The sequence below is a fragment of the Pseudomonas sp. PSPC2-3 genome (assembly GCF_049898265.1).
Lineage (GTDB): Bacteria > Pseudomonadota > Gammaproteobacteria > Pseudomonadales > Pseudomonadaceae > Aquipseudomonas > Aquipseudomonas veronii.
The window spans coordinates 165,184-183,191 of the sequence record NZ_JAFCXJ010000010.1 but is presented as its reverse complement, the minus strand read 5'-3'; the positions used below and the strand labels follow the sequence as shown (position 1 = coordinate 183,191).

The following is an 18,008-nucleotide window of genomic DNA, read 5'->3' as shown; positions in this document are numbered from 1 at the left end:
ATGCAGCCAGCAGGCCTCAACCTTTGCGTGAGGCGCCCTGCATGGCTAATTTGATCAGTGGGATCAAACCGGCGCCCAGCCGCACCAGGCGCGTCAGGCTGCTGAGACTGCCGCCCTTGGCGCCCTTGCCGGTAAAGAAGCCGATCAGCGTCACTGCGGCCACGCCCCACAGCGGCGCATGCTTGATGCCCAGGCTGTCCTGCCAGTGTTGGCCCATGTTGCGCACCTTATTCAGGGGCGCCATCAGTTGCTGGGACTCGTGGCGGATTTCCTGGCGGTGCATTTCCATGCGCAGGCGGATCAATGCCTTGCGCATTTCCCGGCGCGAGTTGGTGGGTGGGATTTCAGTCAGGCTCATGGCAGCAGGCGCTCCCGGTCATTGGCCAGCTCTTCGAGGGTGGCGTGGAACGGCGTGGACTCATCGAACACCGCCGCCTTCAAGCGCACACCGCAGAATGCTGCGGCCAGGGTATAGAACACGCAGAGGCAGATGATTCCGGTCAGGCGGTAGCCGGTGTCCCACACCAGAATCATCACCAATGTCGACAACCCCACCAGCAACAGCAGGGCAAACACCAGGGCCAGCCCGGCAAACAGCAGCAGGCTGACGGTGCGCGCTTTCTGCTCCTGCAGCTCGATGCCGAACAGTTCGACATGGCTGTGCAGCAAGCCCAGTACGGCTGCGCCCAGGCGTCGGGACGTTGAACTTGGGCCCGTGGACGAGCCGGATTCGCCGATAGACATAGGATTAGCGCCTTGTAGCCAACAGACCGATCAAGAAGCCCACGCCAGCGGCAATGCCCACTGATTGCCAAGGGTTGGCCTGCACATAATCTTCGGTCGCGGTGACGGCGGCCTTGCTGCGGTCGCGCAGGGAGTCTTCGGTCAGTTGCAGGGTTTCACGGGCCTTGAGCAGGCTGTCGTGGATCTTGGCGCGCAGCTCGTCGGCCTGGTCACCGGCCAGGATGGCGGTGTCGTCCAGCAACTTTTCAGTATCACTGACCAGCGTTTGAAAATCCGCCATCAGTATTTCTTGAGCCGTCTGTGCTGTTTTGCTGGCCATGGTTATCTCCGTGAGTGGCTGATCGGTACGTGTGGTTTCGAGTCACCGGTATCGGTGAAGGTTCATTGCAAATGACTGGTACAGCTTTTGCTTTGCCTTGGTGCGCAGGCCCCTGGGTCTGCGCTGAATCTGGGCGGTTGGGCCGCAAACCGGTGAAAACCTTACCCTATATAACTGAAACTCGCGGAAAAACCCTGTCGGGAATGGCCGGTTGTGCTGATCGCTGCGCTAAAGCGGTTCACGCCCTCAGAAGAGGGGCGGAGCCGGTGGTACCAATTTAGTGCGCGAAACGCCGGTTTGAACCGCTTTGGTGCTTTTTGCCTTTATCGCAGGCCTGCCAACCTCCATGGAAAATCTGCAAAGCGCAGTGGACACCCTCGTCCACAGCTCCAACACCCTGTTCATTCTGATCGGTGCGGTCATGGTTTTGGCCATGCACGCCGGTTTTGCCTTCCTCGAAGTCGGCACCGTGCGTCAGAAGAACCAAGTCAACGCCCTGTCGAAAATCCTCAGTGACTTCGCGATCTCCACCCTGGCCTATTTCTTTATAGGCTATTGGATCTCTTATGGCGTGAGCTTCATGCAACCGGCGGCGGTGATCAGTGCCGATCACGGCTATGGTCTGGTGAAGTTCTTCTTCCTGCTGACCTTTGCCGCGGCGATTCCGGCGATCATTTCCGGGGGCATTGCCGAGCGTGCACGATTTGTTCCGCAACTGTGCGCTACCGCGCTGATCGTGGCGTTTATCTACCCGTTTTTCGAAGGCATGGTGTGGAACGGCAATTTCGGCGTGCAGGCCTGGTTGCTCGCGACCTTCGGTGCCAGCTTCCATGACTTCGCCGGTTCCGTGGTGGTGCATGCCATGGGCGGCTGGCTGGCGTTGGCGGCGGTGCTGTTGCTCGGGCCGCGCAACGGGCGTTATCGCGAAGGGCGCCTGGTCGCGTTTGCGCCGTCGAGCATCCCGTTCCTGGCGCTGGGCTCGTGGATTCTGATTGTCGGCTGGTTCGGCTTTAACGTGATGAGCGCACAAACCCTGAACGGCGTCAGCGGCCTGGTGGCGGTCAACTCGCTGATGGCCATGGTCGGCGGTACGGTTGCGGCGCTGGTGATTGGCCGCAATGACCCCGGCTTCCTGCACAACGGCCCGCTGGCTGGGCTGGTGGCGATTTGTGCCGGTTCCGACCTGATGCATCCGGTGGGCGCATTGGTCACGGGGGTTGTCGCCGGTGGCTTGTTTGTGTGGTGCTTCATTGCCGCCCAGGATCGCTGGAAGATCGACGATGTGCTGGGTGTCTGGCCGTTGCATGGCCTGTGTGGCGTGTGGGGTGGCATTGCCTGCGGCATCTTCGGCCAGACCGCCCTTGGCGGGTTGGGCGGGGTCAGCCTGATCAGCCAATTGATCGGCACCGCGTTGGGTGTGCTGGTGGCGTTTGCCGGCGGCCTGCTGGTGTATGGCGTGATCAAGCGCGTACACGGGCTGCGCCTGAGCCAGGAAGAGGAGTACTACGGCGCGGACCTGTCGATCCACAAGATCGGTGCGATCAGTCAGGATTGATCGGCGCCTCTTCGTCAGGGGCCGCCCGCGGGTAGAAGCCGTGCAGCAGACGGTAGCGGTTATGCCGCACCTCATCGACCCGCGCTTGCACCTGCTGGTCCGGCAGGCCCAGCAGGATCAGGGCGTGGGAGGCGAGCATCAGGCTCGACTCCAGCAGCTCGGGCACCACTTCGCTGGCGCCCGCGGCTTTCAGTTCGGCTAATTGGCTGTCGTCGCGGGTGCGTACCAGGATCGGTACGTCGGCGTTGATCCGGCGGGCTTCCTTCAGCACCAGCAGGGCGACTTCGGTGTTATCCACGGCGATCACCACCAGCCGCGCCCGCTCCAGGCCGACCGCGCTGAGCAGGGCGCCACGGCGGCAGTCGCCGTAATGCACGCTGTTGTCTTCGGTGGCGGCTTCCTGCACCCGTTCCGGGTTGTCATCCAGGGCGATAAACGCCTGTTTTTCGTGGTGCAGAAAGCGCCCGATGGATTGCCCGACGCGGCCATAGCCGCAGATCACCGCATGGTCGCGTAACTCGGCGTTGAGCGCGGTGATGGCTTCGAGTTGCACCTGCTGGTTGGGTTTACGGTGCAGGCGCAGGGCAATGCCCGGTGCCGCGCGCAGCAAAAGCGGGGTCAGCAGCATCGAGCAGAAGGTGGCGGCCAGCAGCAAGCCGTTGAACTCATCCGGAATCAGCCGGCTCTGTTGCATCTGCGCCATCAGCGCAAAACAGAACTCGCCGCCCTGGGCCAGGGCCAGGCCGCTGCGCCAGGCGGTTTCGCGGTCGCTGCCGCGCAGTTTGACCAGCGCCGCGACCACGCAGCCCTTGGTCAGCATCAGCGTGAAGGTCAGGCCGAGGATCAGCAGGCTGTGGCTGATGAACAGTTGCAGGTCGATGAGCATGCCGATGCTGACGAAAAACAGCCCCAGCAGAATGTCGCGAAACGGCCGGATATCCGCCTCGATCTGATGCCGGTAATGGCTTTCCCCCAGCAGCATGCCGGCCAGGAACGCGCCAAGCGCCGGGGAGAGGCCCAGCAAGTGCGTGAGCCAGGCGGTCAGCAACACGATCACCAGCGCCAGCAGCACAAACAGCTCGGCCGAATGGGAGGCGGCGACTTCATGGAACAGACGCGGCAATAACCAGCGGCTAGCGAGCAACAGGCCGACGAACAACAACAATGTCTTGGCCAGCGTCAACGGCAGTGCCCAGTACCAGGCCTGCTCGCTGCCACCGGCGAACACCGGCACCAGGGTCAGCAGCAACACCGCCACTACATCCTGGAACAGCAGCACGCCAATCGCGTTCTGGCCGTGGCTGCTGAAGATTTCCCCTAGGCTGCTCAGCTCTTTGCTGACAATGGCCGTGGACGACAACGCCAGCCCCGCACCGAGCATCAAGGCGATGTTCGGCGACACGCCAAAGGCCATCAACAGGCCTCCCAGCAGCAACCCGCAGCCCAGCACTTGCAAGCTGCCCAGGCCAAATACCACGTGGCGCAGGGCGAACATCTTGCTCAGGGAGAACTCCAGGCCAAGGGAAAACAGCAGGAATACCACGCCCAGCTCGGCGAGGTCGGGCAGGTTTTCGCTGTCATTCACCCAGTCGAGGGCGGTCGGCCCCACGGCCAGGCCCACGCACAGGTAGCCCAGCACGGGCGGCAATTGCAGCCGGCGAAACAGCGCAATCACCACCAGGGATGAGGCCAGAATGATCAGCAGGTTGGCGAACACAAGCATCTCCGTTGCAGGGCGAGCGGACAAAAAGCCGCGAGAATCGCTGAATCAGTTATAGGGCATGGTGATCTGGGTCAGGGTTTATCGGCTCGCCAGCGCTATAGAGTCGGCCTAAAATGGGCGCCTATCCCTGATCAGGTCCTGTCGTCATGCCTCCTGAATGCCAGTTGTTCACTACTTCGGGTTGCCATCTGTGTGAGCTCGCCGAAGCAGAAATCATGCCGTTGGTCGAACATGGGTTGCTGGTTGAGCTGGTGGATATCGCCGATTCCGAAGCCTTGTTTGAAGCCTATGGCCTAACGATTCCGGTGCTGCGCCGGGTGGATACCGGGGCTGAGCTGGGGTGGCCGTTCGACACGGAGCAGGTGGTGGCCTTCCTATTCTAGCGCTTGGGCGATGGCAGCTTTCTCAATATTGGGTTACTGTATGTTTGTACAGCGATTGAATAGAGGGAACGCCCGTGGTGAATGTTGAACAACTGAAAAGCAGCGTTAATCGCATGTCCGCCGACGTCGTGCGCGATGCGGTGAACGAGCTGCGCCTCGACGGCCTGGTCACGGAAGGCAAGACGCCGTTTAACAAAGTGCATTTCAATACCTGCTTTGCCGAGATCGAAGCGCTGTTCCAGCGCGCCGGTTATCACAAGCAGTTGGATGTGGTGGGTTACCAGGGCTTGCTGTACGCGCTATATGATCCGGGCCGTTGGGAAGCGGTGGACGTGCTGCGCTGGCTCAAGGAATTTACCGAGGCCGCCAGTGCTTCGCCGATCCTGCGGGCGCAATTGGCCAAGGCCTGAGATCCGCCCTAGGCTCAATCCCGCTCCATGCGGGATAATGCCGGCCTGTTTCCCAGGCTTCGAGCATCTGCATGTCCACTTCCGGTTTTTCCGCGTCCCAGCATCAAGCCAGCACCTTGTACTTGCCGCCTGGCCCTTGGGCGACGGTGCTCGACTGCCTGTGCGAGCATTTCCCGGCGATCGGCCGCACGCAGTGGCTGGACCGCATCGCCCGTGGCCGGGTGCTGGATCTGCAGGGTAGCCCGATCCGCCAGGACCTGGCCTACAAGGAAGGCCTGTGCATCTACTACTTCCGCGAAGTGCCGAACGAAAAAGTCATCCCGGTGCAGGAAACCATCCTGTACGCCGACGAACACCTGGTGGTGGCGGACAAACCACACTTTCTGCCCGTCACCCCGGCGGGTGAGTACGTCGAGCAAACCCTGTTGCGCCGCCTGATCCGCCGCCTGGACAACCCGTCCCTGGTGCCCCTGCACCGTATCGACCGGCATACGGCGGGGCTGGTGCTGTTCTCGGCCAACCCGCAAAGCCGCTCGGCCTATCAGCAGTTGTTTCCCACGCGTCAAATCGACAAGTTCTACGAGGCTATCGCCCCGGCCTTGCCGAACCTGACCTTCCCGCTGGTCCACAAAAGCCGTCTGGTGGATGGCGAGCCGTTCTTTCGCATGCAGGAAGGGCCGGGCGCCAGCAACACCGAAACGGCCGTGGAAGTGCGCGAAACCCACGGCGACTTATGGCGCTATGGGCTGTTCCCTGTGACCGGCAAGAAGCACCAGTTGCGTGTACACATGACGGCGCTCGGCGCGAGCATTTGCAATGACCCGTTCTACCCCGAGCTGATCAAGGATGCCGTGGACGACTACGCCAATCCCTTGAAGCTGCTCGCCCAGGGGGTGCGTTTTATCGATCCGGTCACGGGTGCAGAACGCAGTTTCCGCAGCCAGATCACGCTCGACTGGTAACCGCAGAAACGACAAGGCCCGCGCGAGGCGGGCCTTGTATGCAAGCGTTGCGGCTTACAGGTCTTTAACGGTACGCACTTGATCCTTGTTGATGCGGGTGCGCTTGCCGTCAAGCTGTTCGAATTCGTAGAAACCCGTATCTTCATTGTATTTCGGGGTATCGACAGCCTGGATTTCGCGACCGTCATTCAGGGTGATCACTGTTGGCGAGGCGCAACCGGCAAGGGTAGCGAGGCCCAGTGCAAGCATGAAAGCGGCGATGGTCCGTTGAGTCATGAGTGTGTCTCCAAGAAAATTCTTTTTGATTGCTGACTGTGTGACGCGTGGCGCGTCGACAAAGTTCCTTGTGCGGGGTTCATTCTGACACGTCGGGCCTGGTGTGTAACAGCGCAGGCGTGTTCAGGTTGGCCAGGCGCGGGTCATCTGCCGGGCATTCCAGCCCGATGCCCCCCAACTGCAGGAAGATCTTGCGCGGGCTGCGCTCACCGGCTTGCCAGGCCTGTTCTACCGCGCTTTGCAGGTGGGTGGGGATGATGCAGATCAACGGTTCCCAGAATTCACCGTGGCGCACCATCACCGGCAGCCGCGGATTGCGCTGCGCCGTCTTGCGCAGGTCGGCGAGCAGTCGAGCGTCAAGATGCGGCACATCGCACGGCAAAATCAGTAAGTGCTCATGGCGGGCGGCGTTCAAGCCTGCGCGGATACCGGCCAGCGGCCCGGGGAAATCCGTACTGTCGTCACTCACCAACTGGTCGGCATACGGCGTGTAGCGGTCCGGGTTGCGGTTGCACGAGATGATCAGGTCGTCGGTCAGTGGGCGCACCAAGTGGTGCAAGTGCGCGATCAATGGCTGGCCTTGCCATTCCAGCAAGCCTTTGTCTTGTCCGCCCATGCGTTGGCCGCGGCCACCGGCCAACAGCAGAATCGAACAGGGCAGAGGCGAAGAATCGTCGGGCATGGGGGTTCCGCAGCGGCAGGTAAATAGGGGCCTGTGATATAACATCGGGCTGTTCCTTCGACAACCGGACCGTGCCATGAAAGCCAAGGCAGATGCGCCCTTTGTACCCCTGAATATCGCTGTACTGACGGTCAGCGACACCCGCACCCTGGACACCGACACCTCGGGCCAGGTTTTCGTCGACCGCCTGATCGCCGCCGGCCACCTCCTGGCCGAGCGCGTGCTGCTCAAGGACGACCTCTACAAGATTCGCGCCCAGGTGGCCCACTGGATCGCCGAAGACGTGGTGCAGGTCGTGCTGATCACCGGTGGTACCGGCTTCACCGGCCGCGACAGCACGCCCGAAGCGGTGAGCTGCCTGCTGGACAAACAGGTCGACGGCTTTGGCGAGCTGTTCCGCCAGATCTCCGTGGCCGACATCGGCACCTCCACCGTGCAATCCCGCGCCCTGGCCGGCCTGGCCAACGGCACCCTGGTGTGCTGCCTGCCGGGTTCGACCAACGCCGTGCGTACCGGTTGGGACGGCATCCTCGCCGAGCAACTGGACAACCGTCACCGCCCCTGCAACTTCGTACCGCACCTGAAGCAGGCCGAACCCTGTGAATCCCGTGGATAAGCCGGGCAAGACCGGCGCCTTGATGCCGGTGGAAGAAGCCCTGCAGCGCTTGCTCGAGATGGCCGAGGCCGCGCCGATTCGCGAGCAGCAGGTATTGCCCCTGGCCGCGGGTGATGGCCGCGTACTGGCGCAGGATTTGATCTCCACCCTCGATCTGCCGCCGTGGCCCAACAGCGCCATGGACGGTTATGCCATGCGCCTGGCGGACTGGACGGGCGAACCGTTGGCGGTGAGCCAGCGCATCTTCGCCGGTCAGGCCCCCGCGCCATTGGCTGCCGGCACCTGCGCGCGCATCTTCACCGGGGCGCCCGTGCCGCTAGGCGCGGACTGCGTGGAAATGCAGGAAAACACCGTGGTCCACGCCGACGCGCGTGTGAGCTTTACCGAGCCGTTGCATATTGGTCAGAACATTCGCCCGCAAGGGCAGGAAACCACCGTCGGCGAAGTGGTGCTGACCGCGGGCACGCGCCTGGGGCCGATCGAACTCGGCCTGGCTGCGTCCCTCGGTCTCGACCAATTGGCCGTGGTGCGCCGCGTGCGGGTCGCGGTGCTGTCCACCGGCGATGAGTTGATCGAGCCCGGCCTGCCCCTCGGCCCAGGGCAGATCTACAACAGCAACCGTCGCGTGCTGTGCGGTTGGCTAGAGCGCCTGGGATGCGAAGTGATCGATGCGGGCATTCTTCCCGATGACCTGGACCAGACGCGCACGTGTCTGGCGGGCCTGGGCGCGGTTGACTTGATTCTGTCGACCGGCGGTGTGTCGGTGGGCGAGGCGGATTTTCTCGGCATTGCCCTGCGTGAAGAAGGCGAGCTGGCCTTGTGGAAGCTCGCGATCAAACCGGGCAAGCCGCTGACCTTCGGCCATTTCCGTGGCGTGCCGGTGATCGGCCTGCCGGGCAATCCGGCGTCGACGCTGGTGACGTTTGCCCTGTTGGCACGCCCCTATCTGCTGCGCCGCCAAGGTGTGGCGGAGGTCGAGCCGCTGCGGTTCGAGGTGCCAGCGGGGTTCGTCTGGCCCAAACCGGGCAACCGCCGCGAATATTTGCGCGGGCGCATCGAGCAGGGCAAGGCGGTCATCTATCGCAACCAGAGCTCCGGCGTGCTGCGCAGCGCGGCGTGGGCGCAAGGGTTGGTGGAGGTGCTGGAAGGGACGACGCTGGCGATGGGCGACCGGGTGAATTTCATTCCCCTGAGCGAAGTCCTGAACTGAAGCCGATCTGAATGTGGGAGGGGGCAAGTCCCCTCCCACATTTGGATTGTTGTTTGTCTGGGGCTACTCAGTAGTCGTCGCCACGCTCGGTGACATCGCGCTCGACCGGCGCGGCGTGCGGGTCGTACCCCGCCGGAAACTTGCCCTTCAGCGTCCAGGCAAACGCAATGATCTCGGCGATCGTGCGGTACAACTCTTCCGGGATACTGTCGCCCAGTTCCATGCGCGCCAGCAGCTTCACCAGCTCGGCGTTTTCATAGATGGGCACTTCGTTTTCCCGCGCCAGCTTGAGGATCGCTTCGGCCAGGGCATCGTCGCCCTTGGCGGTCAGGGTCGGCGCTTGTTGGCCGTCATACTTGAGGGCGATGGCCTGGCGCGGTGGGTTGGCGTTGTTCATGCGGTTTCGTCCACCCAGCGTTGCTCCAATCCGGTTTTCGGCCCGCGTGGCGGCGTGCCGAGGTGGCAGTCGAGGTCGCCGACATTGATGCCCGACGTCACCAGGCGCTCGCGCAAACTGCCCAAGTGACTTTCGATCAAACTGGCGGTGAACGGTCGCGTCGCCCACAACTGGCTCGACAGTTTGCCCTGCGACAACTGCGCCTGGACCTGCAACGGCCCCAGCGGCTCCATGTCGAAGGCCAGTTCCACGCGCCAGAGCATCTGCTTGGGGTCTTTTTTGTCCTTGCGTTCAGGCTGGTCCTTGTCCTGCGCGGGCTCTTCGCGCTGGAACTTGACCTGCAGCGGCACGATGTCCTGCAGGGTCCGCATGGGGATTTCCAGCTGCCAGGTGGTTTGCAGGCGGCCGTCGGCGGTGGTGCCGGTCTGTTCCAGGCTCGACAGCTGATGGCTCTGTAACCGCGAGATGGCCCCGGCGGCCAGGCGCAGCAGGTTTTCCAGGTCGCCTTCGCCTGCCAGGCGTTGCATCAGCCGCTCCGGCAATGGAAAACCGGCGGGTGCCTGGCGGGCGCTGATCTGCCCGAGGGTGTTCAGCGGGCTGCGCACGAAGTTGGGCAGTATCTGGGCCAGGGTGTTGGCGGCGAGGATGGCATTGAGGTTGGTGCTGACGGGCAGGGCGGGCAGCAGATCGGCGACCAGGCGCAGCAGCGCGCCCTTCATATCCAGCGGTGGAATTTGCGGGTTTTGCCCGGCCAGCAACTTGGCTTCAAGAAACGCGCCGCTGTTCTGGATGACTTGCGCCAGCACCTTGGGATTGCTGACTTGCGCCAGGTCGGGCAATGCCGCGAGCAGCCGCGTGGCGGCCGAGCGCAGTTCGACGGACGTACTGTCGTCCTGGGGCAGGCGTTGCAACGCGGTGAACACCGCATCCAACGAGCCCTGGCGACTTTGCTGGGTGGCGAGTTGCTGGGTCACGGCCAGTTGATCCTTGAGCCCGCTCAAGGGCACAAAGTTCAGGGTCTGCGTGTCCTGTACCACGGCGCTGAGCAGGCTGCCGACGCGTAGCGGTTGCGGGCTTTCCAGGGTCAGGGTTGTGCCGGCCAGGGTGCTGTTGAGCACCGTCACCAACGAACGGTAGATCGTCGGTTGCGTGGTGCCTTGGGGCAGCGCTTGGCTGGTCAGGACTTTGGCTTGCAGCAAGGTGCCCGCCGGCATTTGTGTGGTGTCGATGCGGGTGAGGGCGGCGACGTTGGCGCTCAAGGCCTGCTGCAGGCTGAGGGTCAGGTTGCCGGCGGGCGTCTGGCTCACCGCCACATTGCTGCCCAGCGGCAAGGGTTGCGGGCTGCTGGCCTGCACCAGCGTCTGGCGGCCACCGTCGAGGGTCAATTTGAGCAGCAACTGAAAGGCTTCGCCGCCTTGTTTAAGTGCGATGACTTCGGCGTTCGCGGTTTTTCCCGGGTCGATCAAGCCGATCTGCGGCTCCAGCAGTTTCAGCAACTCACCGGTTGCTGGCGCCGGCGCAGGGGCCGGCCCGGCTGTCGGGGCAGGAGAAAGCGTAGGAAGGTTGATCTCACCGGTCATCGTGCGTGTCGTCTCAGGGGAAATAGCCCTCTTTAGCGTAGGGCATCGCATGTATAATGCGGCCCGTCTGCCATGAGAGCGGTAAAAACCTCACAACTATTTGATCCAGCTCTCTAAAATCGGTCGCCAAAGCCGTTATTGTGCTCCTTTCTATAACGGCCGCAGCACCGCCGACTTGAACCGTAAAGGCCCGCGATCTTTTGACCAGCCCTCTTCTTGAAGCCGTAGCGCTTGCCTGTGAACGCGACCTGCGCCTGCTGTTCGAGCACCTCGACCTGCGCCTGGCGGGCGGTGACATGGTGCAGATCAGCGGGCCCAACGGCAGCGGCAAGACCAGCCTCCTGCGTTTGCTGGCCGGGTTGATGCAGCCCACGGCGGGCGAAGTGCGGCTCAACGGCAAGCCCCTGAACGAACAACGCACCGAGCTGGCCCGCAACCTCACCTGGATCGGCCACGCCGCCGGGATCAAGGACGTGCTCAGCGCCGAGGAAAACCTCAGTTGGCTCAGCGCCCTGCATCATCCGGCCAGCCGCGAGGCGATCTGGCAGGCACTCGCCGCCGTCGGCCTCAAGGGCTTCGAAGATGTGCCCTGCCACACCTTGTCGGCCGGCCAGCAGCGCCGTGTGGCCCTGGCGCGCCTGTATCTGCCCGGCCCGCCGCTGTGGATTCTCGACGAACCCTTCACCGCCCTCGACAAACAAGGCGTCGCCCAGTTGGAAGAACACCTGGCGCGGCATTGCGAGCAGGGCGGCCTCGTCGTGCTGACGACGCACCACAGCCTGACGCGCCTGCCCGCCGGTTACCGCGAGCTGGACCTGGGGCGGTGGTCGGTATGAGTGTGTTCGCGCTGTTGGTGGCCCGCGAGGCGCGGCTGTTGTGCCGGCGCCCGGCCGAACTGGCCAATCCGCTGGTGTTCTTTGCGATTGTCATCGCGTTGTTCCCGCTGGCGGTCGGCCCCGAGACTAAACTGTTGCAAACCTTGTCTCCGGGACTGGTGTGGGTGGCGGCCCTTTTGTCCGTGCTGCTCTCGCTGGACGGGCTGTTTCGCAGTGATTTCGAGGACGGTTCCCTGGAACAGTGGGTCCTTTCGTCGCACCCCCTGCCACTTCTGGTATTGGCCAAGGTACTGGCACACTGGGCGTTTTCCGGCCTGGCGCTGGTGTTGCTCTCGCCGTTGCTGGCAATGATGCTAGGGTTGCCCAGTGAATGCCTGCCGGTATTGCTCATGTCCTTGTTGCTCGGCACGCCGGCGCTCAGCCTGTTGGGAGCGGTGGGCGCGGCGCTGACGGTGGGTTTGAAGCGCGGCGGCCTGCTGCTGGCCCTGTTGATTCTGCCTTTGTATATCCCGGTGTTGATCCTCGGCAGCGGCGCTTTGCAAGCCGCGCTCATGGGCATGCCGGCGACCGGTTACCTCCTGTGGCTTGGCAGCCTGACCGCCCTGGCGGTAACCCTGACACCCTTTGCCATAGCCGCCGGCCTGAAGATCAGCGTCGGCGAATAATGAAGTCGGGTTACGCGTAACCCGTTCTTCAACATAAGAAAGACCCTACGCTTCTTGCAAATACAAGACGCAACCGTGATGGAAACAGCAATGAACTGGACCTGGTTTCACAAGCTCGGCTCGCCCAAATGGTTTTACGGCATCAGCGGCAAGCTGCTGCCGTGGTTGAGCATCGCCGCCGTAGTGCTGATCGGCCTCGGCCTGGTCTGGGGCCTGGCCTTCGCGCCGCCGGATTACCAGCAGGGCAACAGCTTTCGCATCATCTATATCCACGTGCCTACCGCAATGCTGGCCCAGTCCTGCTACGTGATGCTGGCGGTGTGCGGCATCGTCGGCCTGGTGTGGAAGATGAAACTCGCGGACGTCGCCCTGCAATGCGCCGCGCCCATCGGTGCGTGGATGACCGCCGTGTCGCTGGTCACCGGCGCGATCTGGGGCAAACCCACCTGGGGCTCGTGGTGGGTGTGGGATGCACGACTAACGTCCATGTTGATCCTGCTGTTTCTGTACTTCGGTCTGATTGCCCTGGGCAACGCGATCAGCAATCGTGACAGCGCCGCCAAGGCCTGTGCGGTGCTGGCGATTGTCGGTGTGATCAACATCCCGATCATCAAATACTCGGTGGAGTGGTGGAACACCCTGCACCAGGGCGCCACCTTCACCCTCACCGAAAAACCGGCGATGCCCGTGGAAATGTGGGCGCCGCTGTTGCTGATGGTGCTGGGGTTCTACTGCTTCTTCGGCGCTGTGCTGCTGATGCGGATGCGCCTTGAAGTGCTCAAGCGTGAAGCCCGCGCCAGTTGGGTCAAGGCCGAAGTGCAGAGCAGCCTGGGAGCGCGCGGATGAGTTTTGCTTCTTTCAGTGATTTTCTCGCCATGGGCCACCATGGCCTGTATGTCTGGACGGCCTACGGCATCTGCCTGGCGGTACTGGCCCTCAACGTTGCCGTGCCGATCCTGGCCCGCAAGCGTTACCTGCAACAAGAGGCGCGTCGTCTGCGCCGGGAGACCGAAAAGTGAATCCGCTGCGTAGAAAGCGTCTGTTGATCATCCTTGCCATTCTGGCCGGCGTCGGTATTGCCGTGGGCCTGGCGATGAGCGCCCTGCGGGAGAACATCAACCTGTTCTACACCCCAACCCAGATCGCCAACGGCGAAGCACCGCTGGACACGCGCATCCGCGCCGGCGGCATGGTGGAGAAGGGCTCGTTGAAACGCTCCGGCGATTCTCTCGACGTCACCTTCGTGGTCACCGACTTCAACAAGGCCGTGACCATTACGTATCGCGGCATCCTCCCGGACCTGTTCCGCGAAGGCCAGGGCATCGTCGCCCTGGGCAAACTGAATGCCGATGGTGTGGTGGTGGCCGATGAAGTACTGGCCAAGCACGATGAGAAATACATGCCGCCGGAAGTCACCAAAGCGTTGAAAGACAGCGGCCAAACCGCTCCAACTCCAGCCAAGGAGGGCTAAGTGATGACGTCCGCACTGTTTATTCCGGAGCTGGGCCATTTGGCGATGATCCTCGCCCTGTGCTTCGCCATCGTCCAGGCCGTGGTGCCGTTGCTCGGCGCGTGGCGCGGCGACCGCCTGTGGATGAGCCTGGCGCAGCCGGCCGCCTGGGGCCAGTTTGCCTTCCTGGTGTTCGCGTTCGGTTGCCTGACCTACGCCTTTATGACCGACGATTTTTCCGTCGCCTATGTGGCCAGCAACTCCAACAGCGCCTTGCCCTGGTATTACAAGTTCAGCGCCGTGTGGGGCGCCCACGAAGGTTCGCTGCTGTTGTGGGCCCTGATCCTCGGCGGTTGGACCTTCGCCGTGTCGATCTTCTCCCGGCAACTGCCGCAAGTCATGCTGGCCAGGGTGCTGGCAGTGATGGGCATGATCAGCGTCGGCTTCCTGCTGTTCCTGATCATGACGTCCAACCCGTTCAGCCGCATCTTGCCGCAGATCCCGGTGGACGGGCATGACCTCAACCCGCTGCTGCAGGACATCGGCCTGATCGTCCACCCGCCGATGCTCTACATGGGCTACGTGGGTTTCTCCGTGGCCTTCGCCTTCGCCATCGCCGCGTTGCTCGGCGGGCGCCTCGATGCGGCCTGGGCGCGCTGGTCGCGGCCATGGACCATCGTCGCCTGGGCCTTCCTCGGCATCGGGATCACCCTGGGTTCGTGGTGGGCCTATTACGAACTCGGTTGGGGCGGCTGGTGGTTCTGGGACCCGGTGGAAAACGCGTCCTTCATGCCATGGCTGGTGGGTACGGCGCTGATTCACTCGCTGGCCGTCACGGAAAAACGCGGTGTGTTCAAGAGCTGGACGGTGTTGCTGGCCATCGCGGCGTTTTCCCTCAGCCTGCTCGGCACTTTCCTCGTGCGTTCGGGCGTGCTGACTTCGGTTCACGCGTTTGCGTCCGACCCTGCCCGCGGTGTGTTCATCCTGATGTTCCTGCTGTGTGTGGTCGGTGGTTCCCTGACCCTGTTTGCCCTGCGCGCGCCGGTGGTCAAGAGCCAGGTCGGCTTCAACCTGTGGTCGCGGGAAACCCTGTTGCTGGGCAACAACCTCGTGCTGGTGGTGGCCGCGTCGATGATCCTGCTCGGCACCCTGTACCCGCTGGTGCTGGATGCGCTGACCGGCGCCAAGCTGTCGGTCGGCCCGCCGTATTTCAACGCCTTGTTCATTCCGTTGATGGGCTTGTTGATGGTGGTAATGGCCGTCGGCGTGCTGGTGCGCTGGAAAGACACCCCGGTGAAATGGCTGGTGGGCATGCTGACCCCGGTGCTGCTGGGCAGCGCCGCCTTGGCCGTGATCGCCGGTATCGCTTATGGCGATTTCAACTGGGCGGTCCTCGCCACGTTCATGCTCGCCGCCTGGGTATTGCTGGCCGGCATGCGCGACATCGTCGACAAGACCCGTCACAAAGGCCTGATCAAAGGCCTGCCCACCCTGACCCGCAGCTATTGGGGCATGCAGATTGCGCACATCGGCATCGCCGTGTGTGCCCTCGGTGTGGTGCTCTCCAGCCAGAACAGCGCCGAGCGTGACCTGCGCCTGGCCCCCGGCGAGTCCATGGACCTGGCCGGTTACCACTTCATCTTCGAAGGCGCCAAGCACTTCGAAGGGCCGAACTTCACGTCCGACAAAGGCACCGTGCGCGTAATCCGCAACGGTAAGGAAGTCGCCGTGCTGCACCCGGAAAAACGCTTGTACACCGTGCAGAGTTCGATGATGACCGAAGCCGGGATCGACGGCGGTTTCACCCGTGACCTTTACGTCGCCCTGGGTGAGCCGCTGGGCGAAGGTGCCTGGGCGGTGCGCGTGCATATCAAACCGTTCGTGCGCTGGATCTGGTTCGGCGGTTTGCTCACCGGTCTGGGTGGTGTGCTCGCGGCGCTGGACCGGCGCTATCGGGTCAAGGTCAAGAGCCGGGTGCGTGAAGCACTGGGCCTGCAAGGAGCGGCGGTATGAAGCGTTGGTTGATGGTCGTGCCGCTGGCATTGTTTCTGCTGGTGGCGGTGTTCCTGTATCGCGGGTTGTACCTGGACCCGGCCGAGTTGCCCTCGGCCATGATCGGCAAGCCGTTCCCGGCGTTTTCCCTGCCGACGGTGCAGGGCGACAAGACCCTGACCCAGGCCGATTTGCTGGGCAAACCGGCGCTGGTCAACGTGTGGGGCACCTGGTGCATTTCCTGCCGCGTAGAACACCCGGTGCTGAACAAACTCGCCGAGAACGGCGTGGTGATCTACGGCATCAACTACAAGGACGACAATGCGGCGGCCTTGAAGTGGCTGGCGGAATTCCACAACCCGTACCAGCTGGATATCCGCGATGAAGACGGCAACCTGGGGTTGAATCTCGGCGTCTACGGCGCCCCGGAAACCTTCTTTATCGATGCCAAGGGCGTGATCCGCGACAAGTATGTCGGCGTCATCGATGAAGTGGTCTGGCGCGAACAACTGGCCGCCAAGTATCAGGCCCTGGTCGACGAGGCCAAGCCATGAAGCGCTGGTTAGCTGCTGCCGTATTGGCCCTGGGCCTGGCGGGCGTGGCCCACGCCGCCATCGACACCTACGAATTCGCCAACGACGCCGAGCGTGAGCGTTTTCGCGAACTGACCAAGGAACTGCGCTGCCCCAAGTGCCAGAACCAGGACATCGCTGACTCCAACGCGCCCATCGCCGCCGACCTGCGCAAAGAGATCTTCCGCATGTTGGGGGAGGGCAAGGACAACCAGCAGATCATCGACTTCATGGTCGACCGCTACGGCGATTTCGTGCGCTACAAACCGGCCCTCACCGGCAAGACCGCACTGCTCTGGTTCGGCCCCGCCGGGCTGCTGCTGGCTGGCATGGTGGTGATGGTGGTGATCGTCCGCCGTCGCCGCGCCGCGCCTACCGATGGTTCCGACGCGCTATCCCCCGACGAGCGCCAACGCCTCGACCAATTGCTGGACACCAAGACTGATGATTGATTTCTGGCTCGCAGCCGGTTTGCTGCTTCTGATTGCCCTGAGTTTCCTGTTGATCCCTGTGTTGCGCGGCCGTCGTGCCCAGCGCGAAGAGGATCGCACCGCGCTGAACGTGGCGCTGTATCAAGAACGCGTGGCCGAACTGCAAACCCAGCAGGACGAAGGCGTGCTCAACGCCACGCAACTCGACACCGGTCGCGCCGAAGCCGCGCGCGAATTGCTGGCCGACACCGAAGGCATGGAAAAGCCCCGCGAATCGCGTCTGGGCAAGCCGCTGCCGTTGCTCGCTGCGGTTTTAGTGCCCGTGCTGGGCATTGGCTTGTATCTGCACTTCGGTGCCAGCGACAAGGTCGAACTGACCCGCGAATTCTCCCAGCCACCGGTGTCCATGGAAGACATGACCCACCGCCTGGAACGGGCCGCCGCCGCCCAGCCGGATTCGGCAGAAGGCTTGTACTTCCTCGGTCGCGCCTACATGGCCCAGGACCGCTCCGCCGATGCCGCCAAGGTCTTCGAGCGCACCGTGGCCCTGGCCGGGCGCCAGCCGGAGCTGTTGGGCCAGTGGGCCCAGGCCCAGTACTTCGCCGACAACAAGCAGTGGTCGCCCAAGGTCCAGGCCCTGACCGACGAAGCCCTCAAGCTCGACCCGCGAGAAGTCACCAGCCTCGGTCTGCTTGGCATCGCGGCCTTTGAAGGCCAGCGCTACCAGGAGGCGATCGATTACTGGAGCCGCCTGCTGGCGCAACTGCCGCCCGAAGACAACTCCCGCGTCGCCCTGCAAGGCGGGATCGACCGCGCGGCAGAGCGGCTGAAAGCGAGCGGTGGCACCGTCGCCCAAAAAGCTGTGATGAAAGTGCGCGTGGACCTCTCCGCCGACATCAAGGCCAAGGCCCTGCCAAGCGACAGCGTGTTCATCTTCGCCCGCGCTGTCTCCGGCCCGCCGGCGCCGCTGGCGGCCAAGCGTGTGACCGTCGCCGACCTGCCGGTCACCGTCGAACTGGGCGATGCCGACGCAATGATGCCGCAGTTGAAACTGTCCAACTTCCCTGAAGTCCAACTGGTTGCGCGCATATCCCGGGCCGGTCAACCGACCACTGGCGAGTGGATCGGCCGCAGCCAACCCCTGGCCAGCACCACCACTGCGCTGCAGCAGCTGACCATCGACAGTCCGGACAAGTAATTCGAGG

Annotated in this window: 23 protein-coding genes; 15 read left to right on the top strand and 8 right to left on the bottom strand. The window is 63.1% G+C overall.

What is annotated here, in order from left to right:
• Positions 1-16: 16 nt before the first annotated feature.
• Genes ACP7E3_RS23395 through ACP7E3_RS23385 form a run of 3 tightly spaced genes read right to left on the bottom strand, consistent with a single transcriptional unit; the run spans position 17 to position 1,063 of the window.
• Positions 17-358 (bottom strand): hypothetical protein, encoded by a 342-nt coding sequence (locus tag ACP7E3_RS23395; protein ID WP_017849421.1) that lies wholly within the window; start codon positions 356-358, stop codon positions 17-19.
• The gene (locus ACP7E3_RS23390; protein ID WP_017849422.1) at positions 355-744 is read right to left on the bottom strand and encodes a phage holin family protein; all 390 of its coding nucleotides are present in this window, start codon (positions 742-744) and stop codon (positions 355-357) included. Before ACP7E3_RS23390 ends, ACP7E3_RS23395 begins: the two co-directional genes overlap by 4 nt.
• A gap of 4 nt (positions 745-748) precedes the next feature.
• Positions 749-1,063 (bottom strand): DUF883 family protein, encoded by a 315-nt coding sequence (locus ACP7E3_RS23385; protein WP_017849423.1) that lies wholly within the window; start codon positions 1,061-1,063, stop codon positions 749-751.
• A gap of 346 nt (positions 1,064-1,409) precedes the next feature.
• On the opposite strand from ACP7E3_RS23385, the gene ACP7E3_RS23380 reads away from it, so the two are divergent.
• Entirely contained in the window at positions 1,410-2,618 is a 1,209-nt protein-coding gene (locus ACP7E3_RS23380; RefSeq protein ID WP_026140339.1) for an ammonium transporter, read from the top strand.
• Here the strand turns inward: ACP7E3_RS23380 and ACP7E3_RS23375 are convergent.
• Entirely contained in the window at positions 2,605-4,335 is a 1,731-nt protein-coding gene (locus ACP7E3_RS23375) for a cation:proton antiporter (RefSeq protein ID WP_026140340.1), read from the bottom strand. The two genes, ACP7E3_RS23380 and ACP7E3_RS23375, sit on opposite strands and share 14 nt — an antisense overlap.
• A 152-nt stretch (positions 4,336-4,487) precedes the next feature.
• On the opposite strand from ACP7E3_RS23375, the gene ACP7E3_RS23370 reads away from it, so the two are divergent.
• The 3 genes from ACP7E3_RS23370 to ACP7E3_RS23360 all read left to right on the top strand — a co-directional run bounded on the left by ACP7E3_RS23370 (position 4,488) and on the right by ACP7E3_RS23360 (position 6,096).
• Positions 4,488-4,724, top strand: a complete 237-nt coding sequence (locus tag ACP7E3_RS23370) for a glutaredoxin family protein (RefSeq protein ID WP_046384225.1) — start codon at positions 4,488-4,490, stop codon at positions 4,722-4,724.
• A gap of 74 nt (positions 4,725-4,798) precedes the next feature.
• The gene (locus tag ACP7E3_RS23365) at positions 4,799-5,134 is read left to right on the top strand and encodes a hypothetical protein (protein WP_017529348.1); all 336 of its coding nucleotides are present in this window, start codon (positions 4,799-4,801) and stop codon (positions 5,132-5,134) included.
• Between the two features lie 71 nt (positions 5,135-5,205).
• Positions 5,206-6,096: a pseudouridine synthase gene (locus tag ACP7E3_RS23360; RefSeq protein WP_426124518.1), complete on the top strand. Its 891-nt coding sequence runs from the start codon at positions 5,206-5,208 to the stop codon at positions 6,094-6,096.
• 54 nt (positions 6,097-6,150) lie between these two features.
• Here the strand turns inward: ACP7E3_RS23360 and ACP7E3_RS23355 are convergent, their stop codons facing one another.
• Both ACP7E3_RS23355 and mobA read right to left on the bottom strand, forming a co-directional pair.
• Positions 6,151-6,372, bottom strand: coding sequence for a YgdI/YgdR family lipoprotein (locus tag ACP7E3_RS23355; protein ID WP_017849428.1), 222 nt, complete (start codon positions 6,370-6,372; stop codon positions 6,151-6,153).
• Between the two features lie 79 nt (positions 6,373-6,451).
• Entirely contained in the window at positions 6,452-7,054 is a 603-nt protein-coding gene (gene mobA / locus ACP7E3_RS23350; RefSeq protein WP_046384223.1) for a molybdenum cofactor guanylyltransferase MobA, read from the bottom strand.
• 76 nt (positions 7,055-7,130) lie between these two features.
• On the opposite strand from mobA, the gene moaB reads away from it, so the two are divergent.
• Both moaB and glp read left to right on the top strand, forming a co-directional pair.
• Positions 7,131-7,670 (top strand): molybdenum cofactor biosynthesis protein B, encoded by a 540-nt coding sequence (moaB, locus tag ACP7E3_RS23345; protein WP_017849430.1) that lies wholly within the window; start codon positions 7,131-7,133, stop codon positions 7,668-7,670.
• Positions 7,654-8,880: a gephyrin-like molybdotransferase Glp gene (gene glp, locus ACP7E3_RS23340; RefSeq protein ID WP_426124515.1), complete on the top strand. Its 1,227-nt coding sequence runs from the start codon at positions 7,654-7,656 to the stop codon at positions 8,878-8,880. The genes moaB and glp overlap by 17 nt, the downstream gene beginning before the upstream one ends.
• Before the next feature lie 67 nt (positions 8,881-8,947).
• Here the strand turns inward: glp and ACP7E3_RS23335 are convergent, their stop codons facing one another.
• Both ACP7E3_RS23335 and ACP7E3_RS23330 read right to left on the bottom strand, forming a co-directional pair.
• On the bottom strand, positions 8,948-9,277 hold the full coding sequence (locus ACP7E3_RS23335; protein ID WP_079443165.1) for an EscU/YscU/HrcU family type III secretion system export apparatus switch protein: 330 nt from the start codon (positions 9,275-9,277) through the stop codon (positions 8,948-8,950).
• On the bottom strand, positions 9,274-10,857 hold the full coding sequence (locus tag ACP7E3_RS23330; protein WP_426124512.1) for a flagellar hook-length control protein FliK: 1,584 nt from the start codon (positions 10,855-10,857) through the stop codon (positions 9,274-9,276). The genes ACP7E3_RS23335 and ACP7E3_RS23330 overlap by 4 nt, the downstream gene beginning before the upstream one ends.
• A 200-nt stretch (positions 10,858-11,057) precedes the next feature.
• On the opposite strand from ACP7E3_RS23330, the gene ccmA reads away from it, so the two are divergent.
• The 9 genes from ccmA (at position 11,058) to ccmI (ending at position 18,001) form a co-directional block, all read left to right on the top strand.
• Positions 11,058-11,693, top strand: coding sequence for a cytochrome c biogenesis heme-transporting ATPase CcmA (gene ccmA / locus ACP7E3_RS23325; RefSeq protein WP_017849434.1), 636 nt, complete (start codon positions 11,058-11,060; stop codon positions 11,691-11,693).
• The gene (gene ccmB / locus ACP7E3_RS23320) at positions 11,690-12,358 is read left to right on the top strand and encodes a heme exporter protein CcmB (protein WP_017849435.1); all 669 of its coding nucleotides are present in this window, start codon (positions 11,690-11,692) and stop codon (positions 12,356-12,358) included. Before ccmA ends, ccmB begins: the two co-directional genes overlap by 4 nt.
• 90 nt (positions 12,359-12,448) lie before the next feature.
• Positions 12,449-13,204, top strand: coding sequence for a heme ABC transporter permease (locus ACP7E3_RS23315; protein WP_017849436.1), 756 nt, complete (start codon positions 12,449-12,451; stop codon positions 13,202-13,204).
• Positions 13,201-13,377: a heme exporter protein CcmD gene (ccmD, locus tag ACP7E3_RS23310; RefSeq protein ID WP_017849437.1), complete on the top strand. Its 177-nt coding sequence runs from the start codon at positions 13,201-13,203 to the stop codon at positions 13,375-13,377. The genes ACP7E3_RS23315 and ccmD overlap by 4 nt, the downstream gene beginning before the upstream one ends.
• A complete protein-coding gene (gene ccmE / locus ACP7E3_RS23305; RefSeq protein WP_017849438.1) occupies positions 13,374-13,829 on the top strand; it encodes a cytochrome c maturation protein CcmE in 456 nt (151 codons plus the stop codon). The genes ccmD and ccmE overlap by 4 nt, the downstream gene beginning before the upstream one ends.
• A 3-nt stretch (positions 13,830-13,832) precedes the next feature.
• Positions 13,833-15,821, top strand: coding sequence for a heme lyase CcmF/NrfE family subunit (locus ACP7E3_RS23300; RefSeq protein WP_426124658.1), 1,989 nt, complete (start codon positions 13,833-13,835; stop codon positions 15,819-15,821).
• Entirely contained in the window at positions 15,818-16,354 is a 537-nt protein-coding gene (locus ACP7E3_RS23295) for a DsbE family thiol:disulfide interchange protein (RefSeq protein WP_017849440.1), read from the top strand. Before ACP7E3_RS23300 ends, ACP7E3_RS23295 begins: the two co-directional genes overlap by 4 nt.
• Positions 16,351-16,824, top strand: coding sequence for a cytochrome c-type biogenesis protein (locus tag ACP7E3_RS23290; protein WP_017849441.1), 474 nt, complete (start codon positions 16,351-16,353; stop codon positions 16,822-16,824). Before ACP7E3_RS23295 ends, ACP7E3_RS23290 begins: the two co-directional genes overlap by 4 nt.
• Positions 16,817-18,001: a c-type cytochrome biogenesis protein CcmI gene (ccmI, locus tag ACP7E3_RS23285; protein WP_057003715.1), complete on the top strand. Its 1,185-nt coding sequence runs from the start codon at positions 16,817-16,819 to the stop codon at positions 17,999-18,001. The genes ACP7E3_RS23290 and ccmI overlap by 8 nt, the downstream gene beginning before the upstream one ends.
• The last annotated feature ends 7 nt before the right edge of the window (positions 18,002-18,008 follow it).

Bases quoted from the DNA above. Each gene is read 5' to 3' on its own strand.
- ACP7E3_RS23395 (WP_017849421.1), bottom strand. From the start codon at position 358: ATGAGCCTGACTGAAATCCCACCCACCAACTCGCGCCGGGAAATGCGC.
- ACP7E3_RS23390 (WP_017849422.1), bottom strand. From the start codon at position 744: ATGTCTATCGGCGAATCCGGCTCGTCCACGGGCCCAAGTTCAACGTCC.
- ACP7E3_RS23385 (WP_017849423.1), bottom strand. From the start codon at position 1,063: ATGGCCAGCAAAACAGCACAGACGGCTCAAGAAATACTGATGGCGGAT.
- ACP7E3_RS23380 (WP_026140339.1), top strand. From the start codon at position 1,410: ATGGAAAATCTGCAAAGCGCAGTGGACACCCTCGTCCACAGCTCCAAC.
- ACP7E3_RS23370 (WP_046384225.1), top strand. From the start codon at position 4,488: ATGCCTCCTGAATGCCAGTTGTTCACTACTTCGGGTTGCCATCTGTGT.
- ACP7E3_RS23360 (WP_426124518.1), top strand. From the start codon at position 5,206: ATGTCCACTTCCGGTTTTTCCGCGTCCCAGCATCAAGCCAGCACCTTG.
- ACP7E3_RS23355 (WP_017849428.1), bottom strand. From the start codon at position 6,372: ATGACTCAACGGACCATCGCCGCTTTCATGCTTGCACTGGGCCTCGCT.
- mobA (WP_046384223.1), bottom strand. From the start codon at position 7,054: ATGCCCGACGATTCTTCGCCTCTGCCCTGTTCGATTCTGCTGTTGGCC.
- moaB (WP_017849430.1), top strand. From the start codon at position 7,131: ATGAAAGCCAAGGCAGATGCGCCCTTTGTACCCCTGAATATCGCTGTA.
- ACP7E3_RS23335 (WP_079443165.1), bottom strand. From the start codon at position 9,277: ATGAACAACGCCAACCCACCGCGCCAGGCCATCGCCCTCAAGTATGAC.
- ACP7E3_RS23330 (WP_426124512.1), bottom strand. From the start codon at position 10,857: ATGACCGGTGAGATCAACCTTCCTACGCTTTCTCCTGCCCCGACAGCC.
- ccmB (WP_017849435.1), top strand. From the start codon at position 11,690: ATGAGTGTGTTCGCGCTGTTGGTGGCCCGCGAGGCGCGGCTGTTGTGC.
- ACP7E3_RS23315 (WP_017849436.1), top strand. From the start codon at position 12,449: ATGAACTGGACCTGGTTTCACAAGCTCGGCTCGCCCAAATGGTTTTAC.
- ccmD (WP_017849437.1), top strand. From the start codon at position 13,201: ATGAGTTTTGCTTCTTTCAGTGATTTTCTCGCCATGGGCCACCATGGC.
- ACP7E3_RS23300 (WP_426124658.1), top strand. From the start codon at position 13,833: ATGACGTCCGCACTGTTTATTCCGGAGCTGGGCCATTTGGCGATGATC.
- ACP7E3_RS23295 (WP_017849440.1), top strand. From the start codon at position 15,818: ATGAAGCGTTGGTTGATGGTCGTGCCGCTGGCATTGTTTCTGCTGGTG.
- ACP7E3_RS23290 (WP_017849441.1), top strand. From the start codon at position 16,351: ATGAAGCGCTGGTTAGCTGCTGCCGTATTGGCCCTGGGCCTGGCGGGC.
- ccmI (WP_057003715.1), top strand. From the start codon at position 16,817: ATGATTGATTTCTGGCTCGCAGCCGGTTTGCTGCTTCTGATTGCCCTG.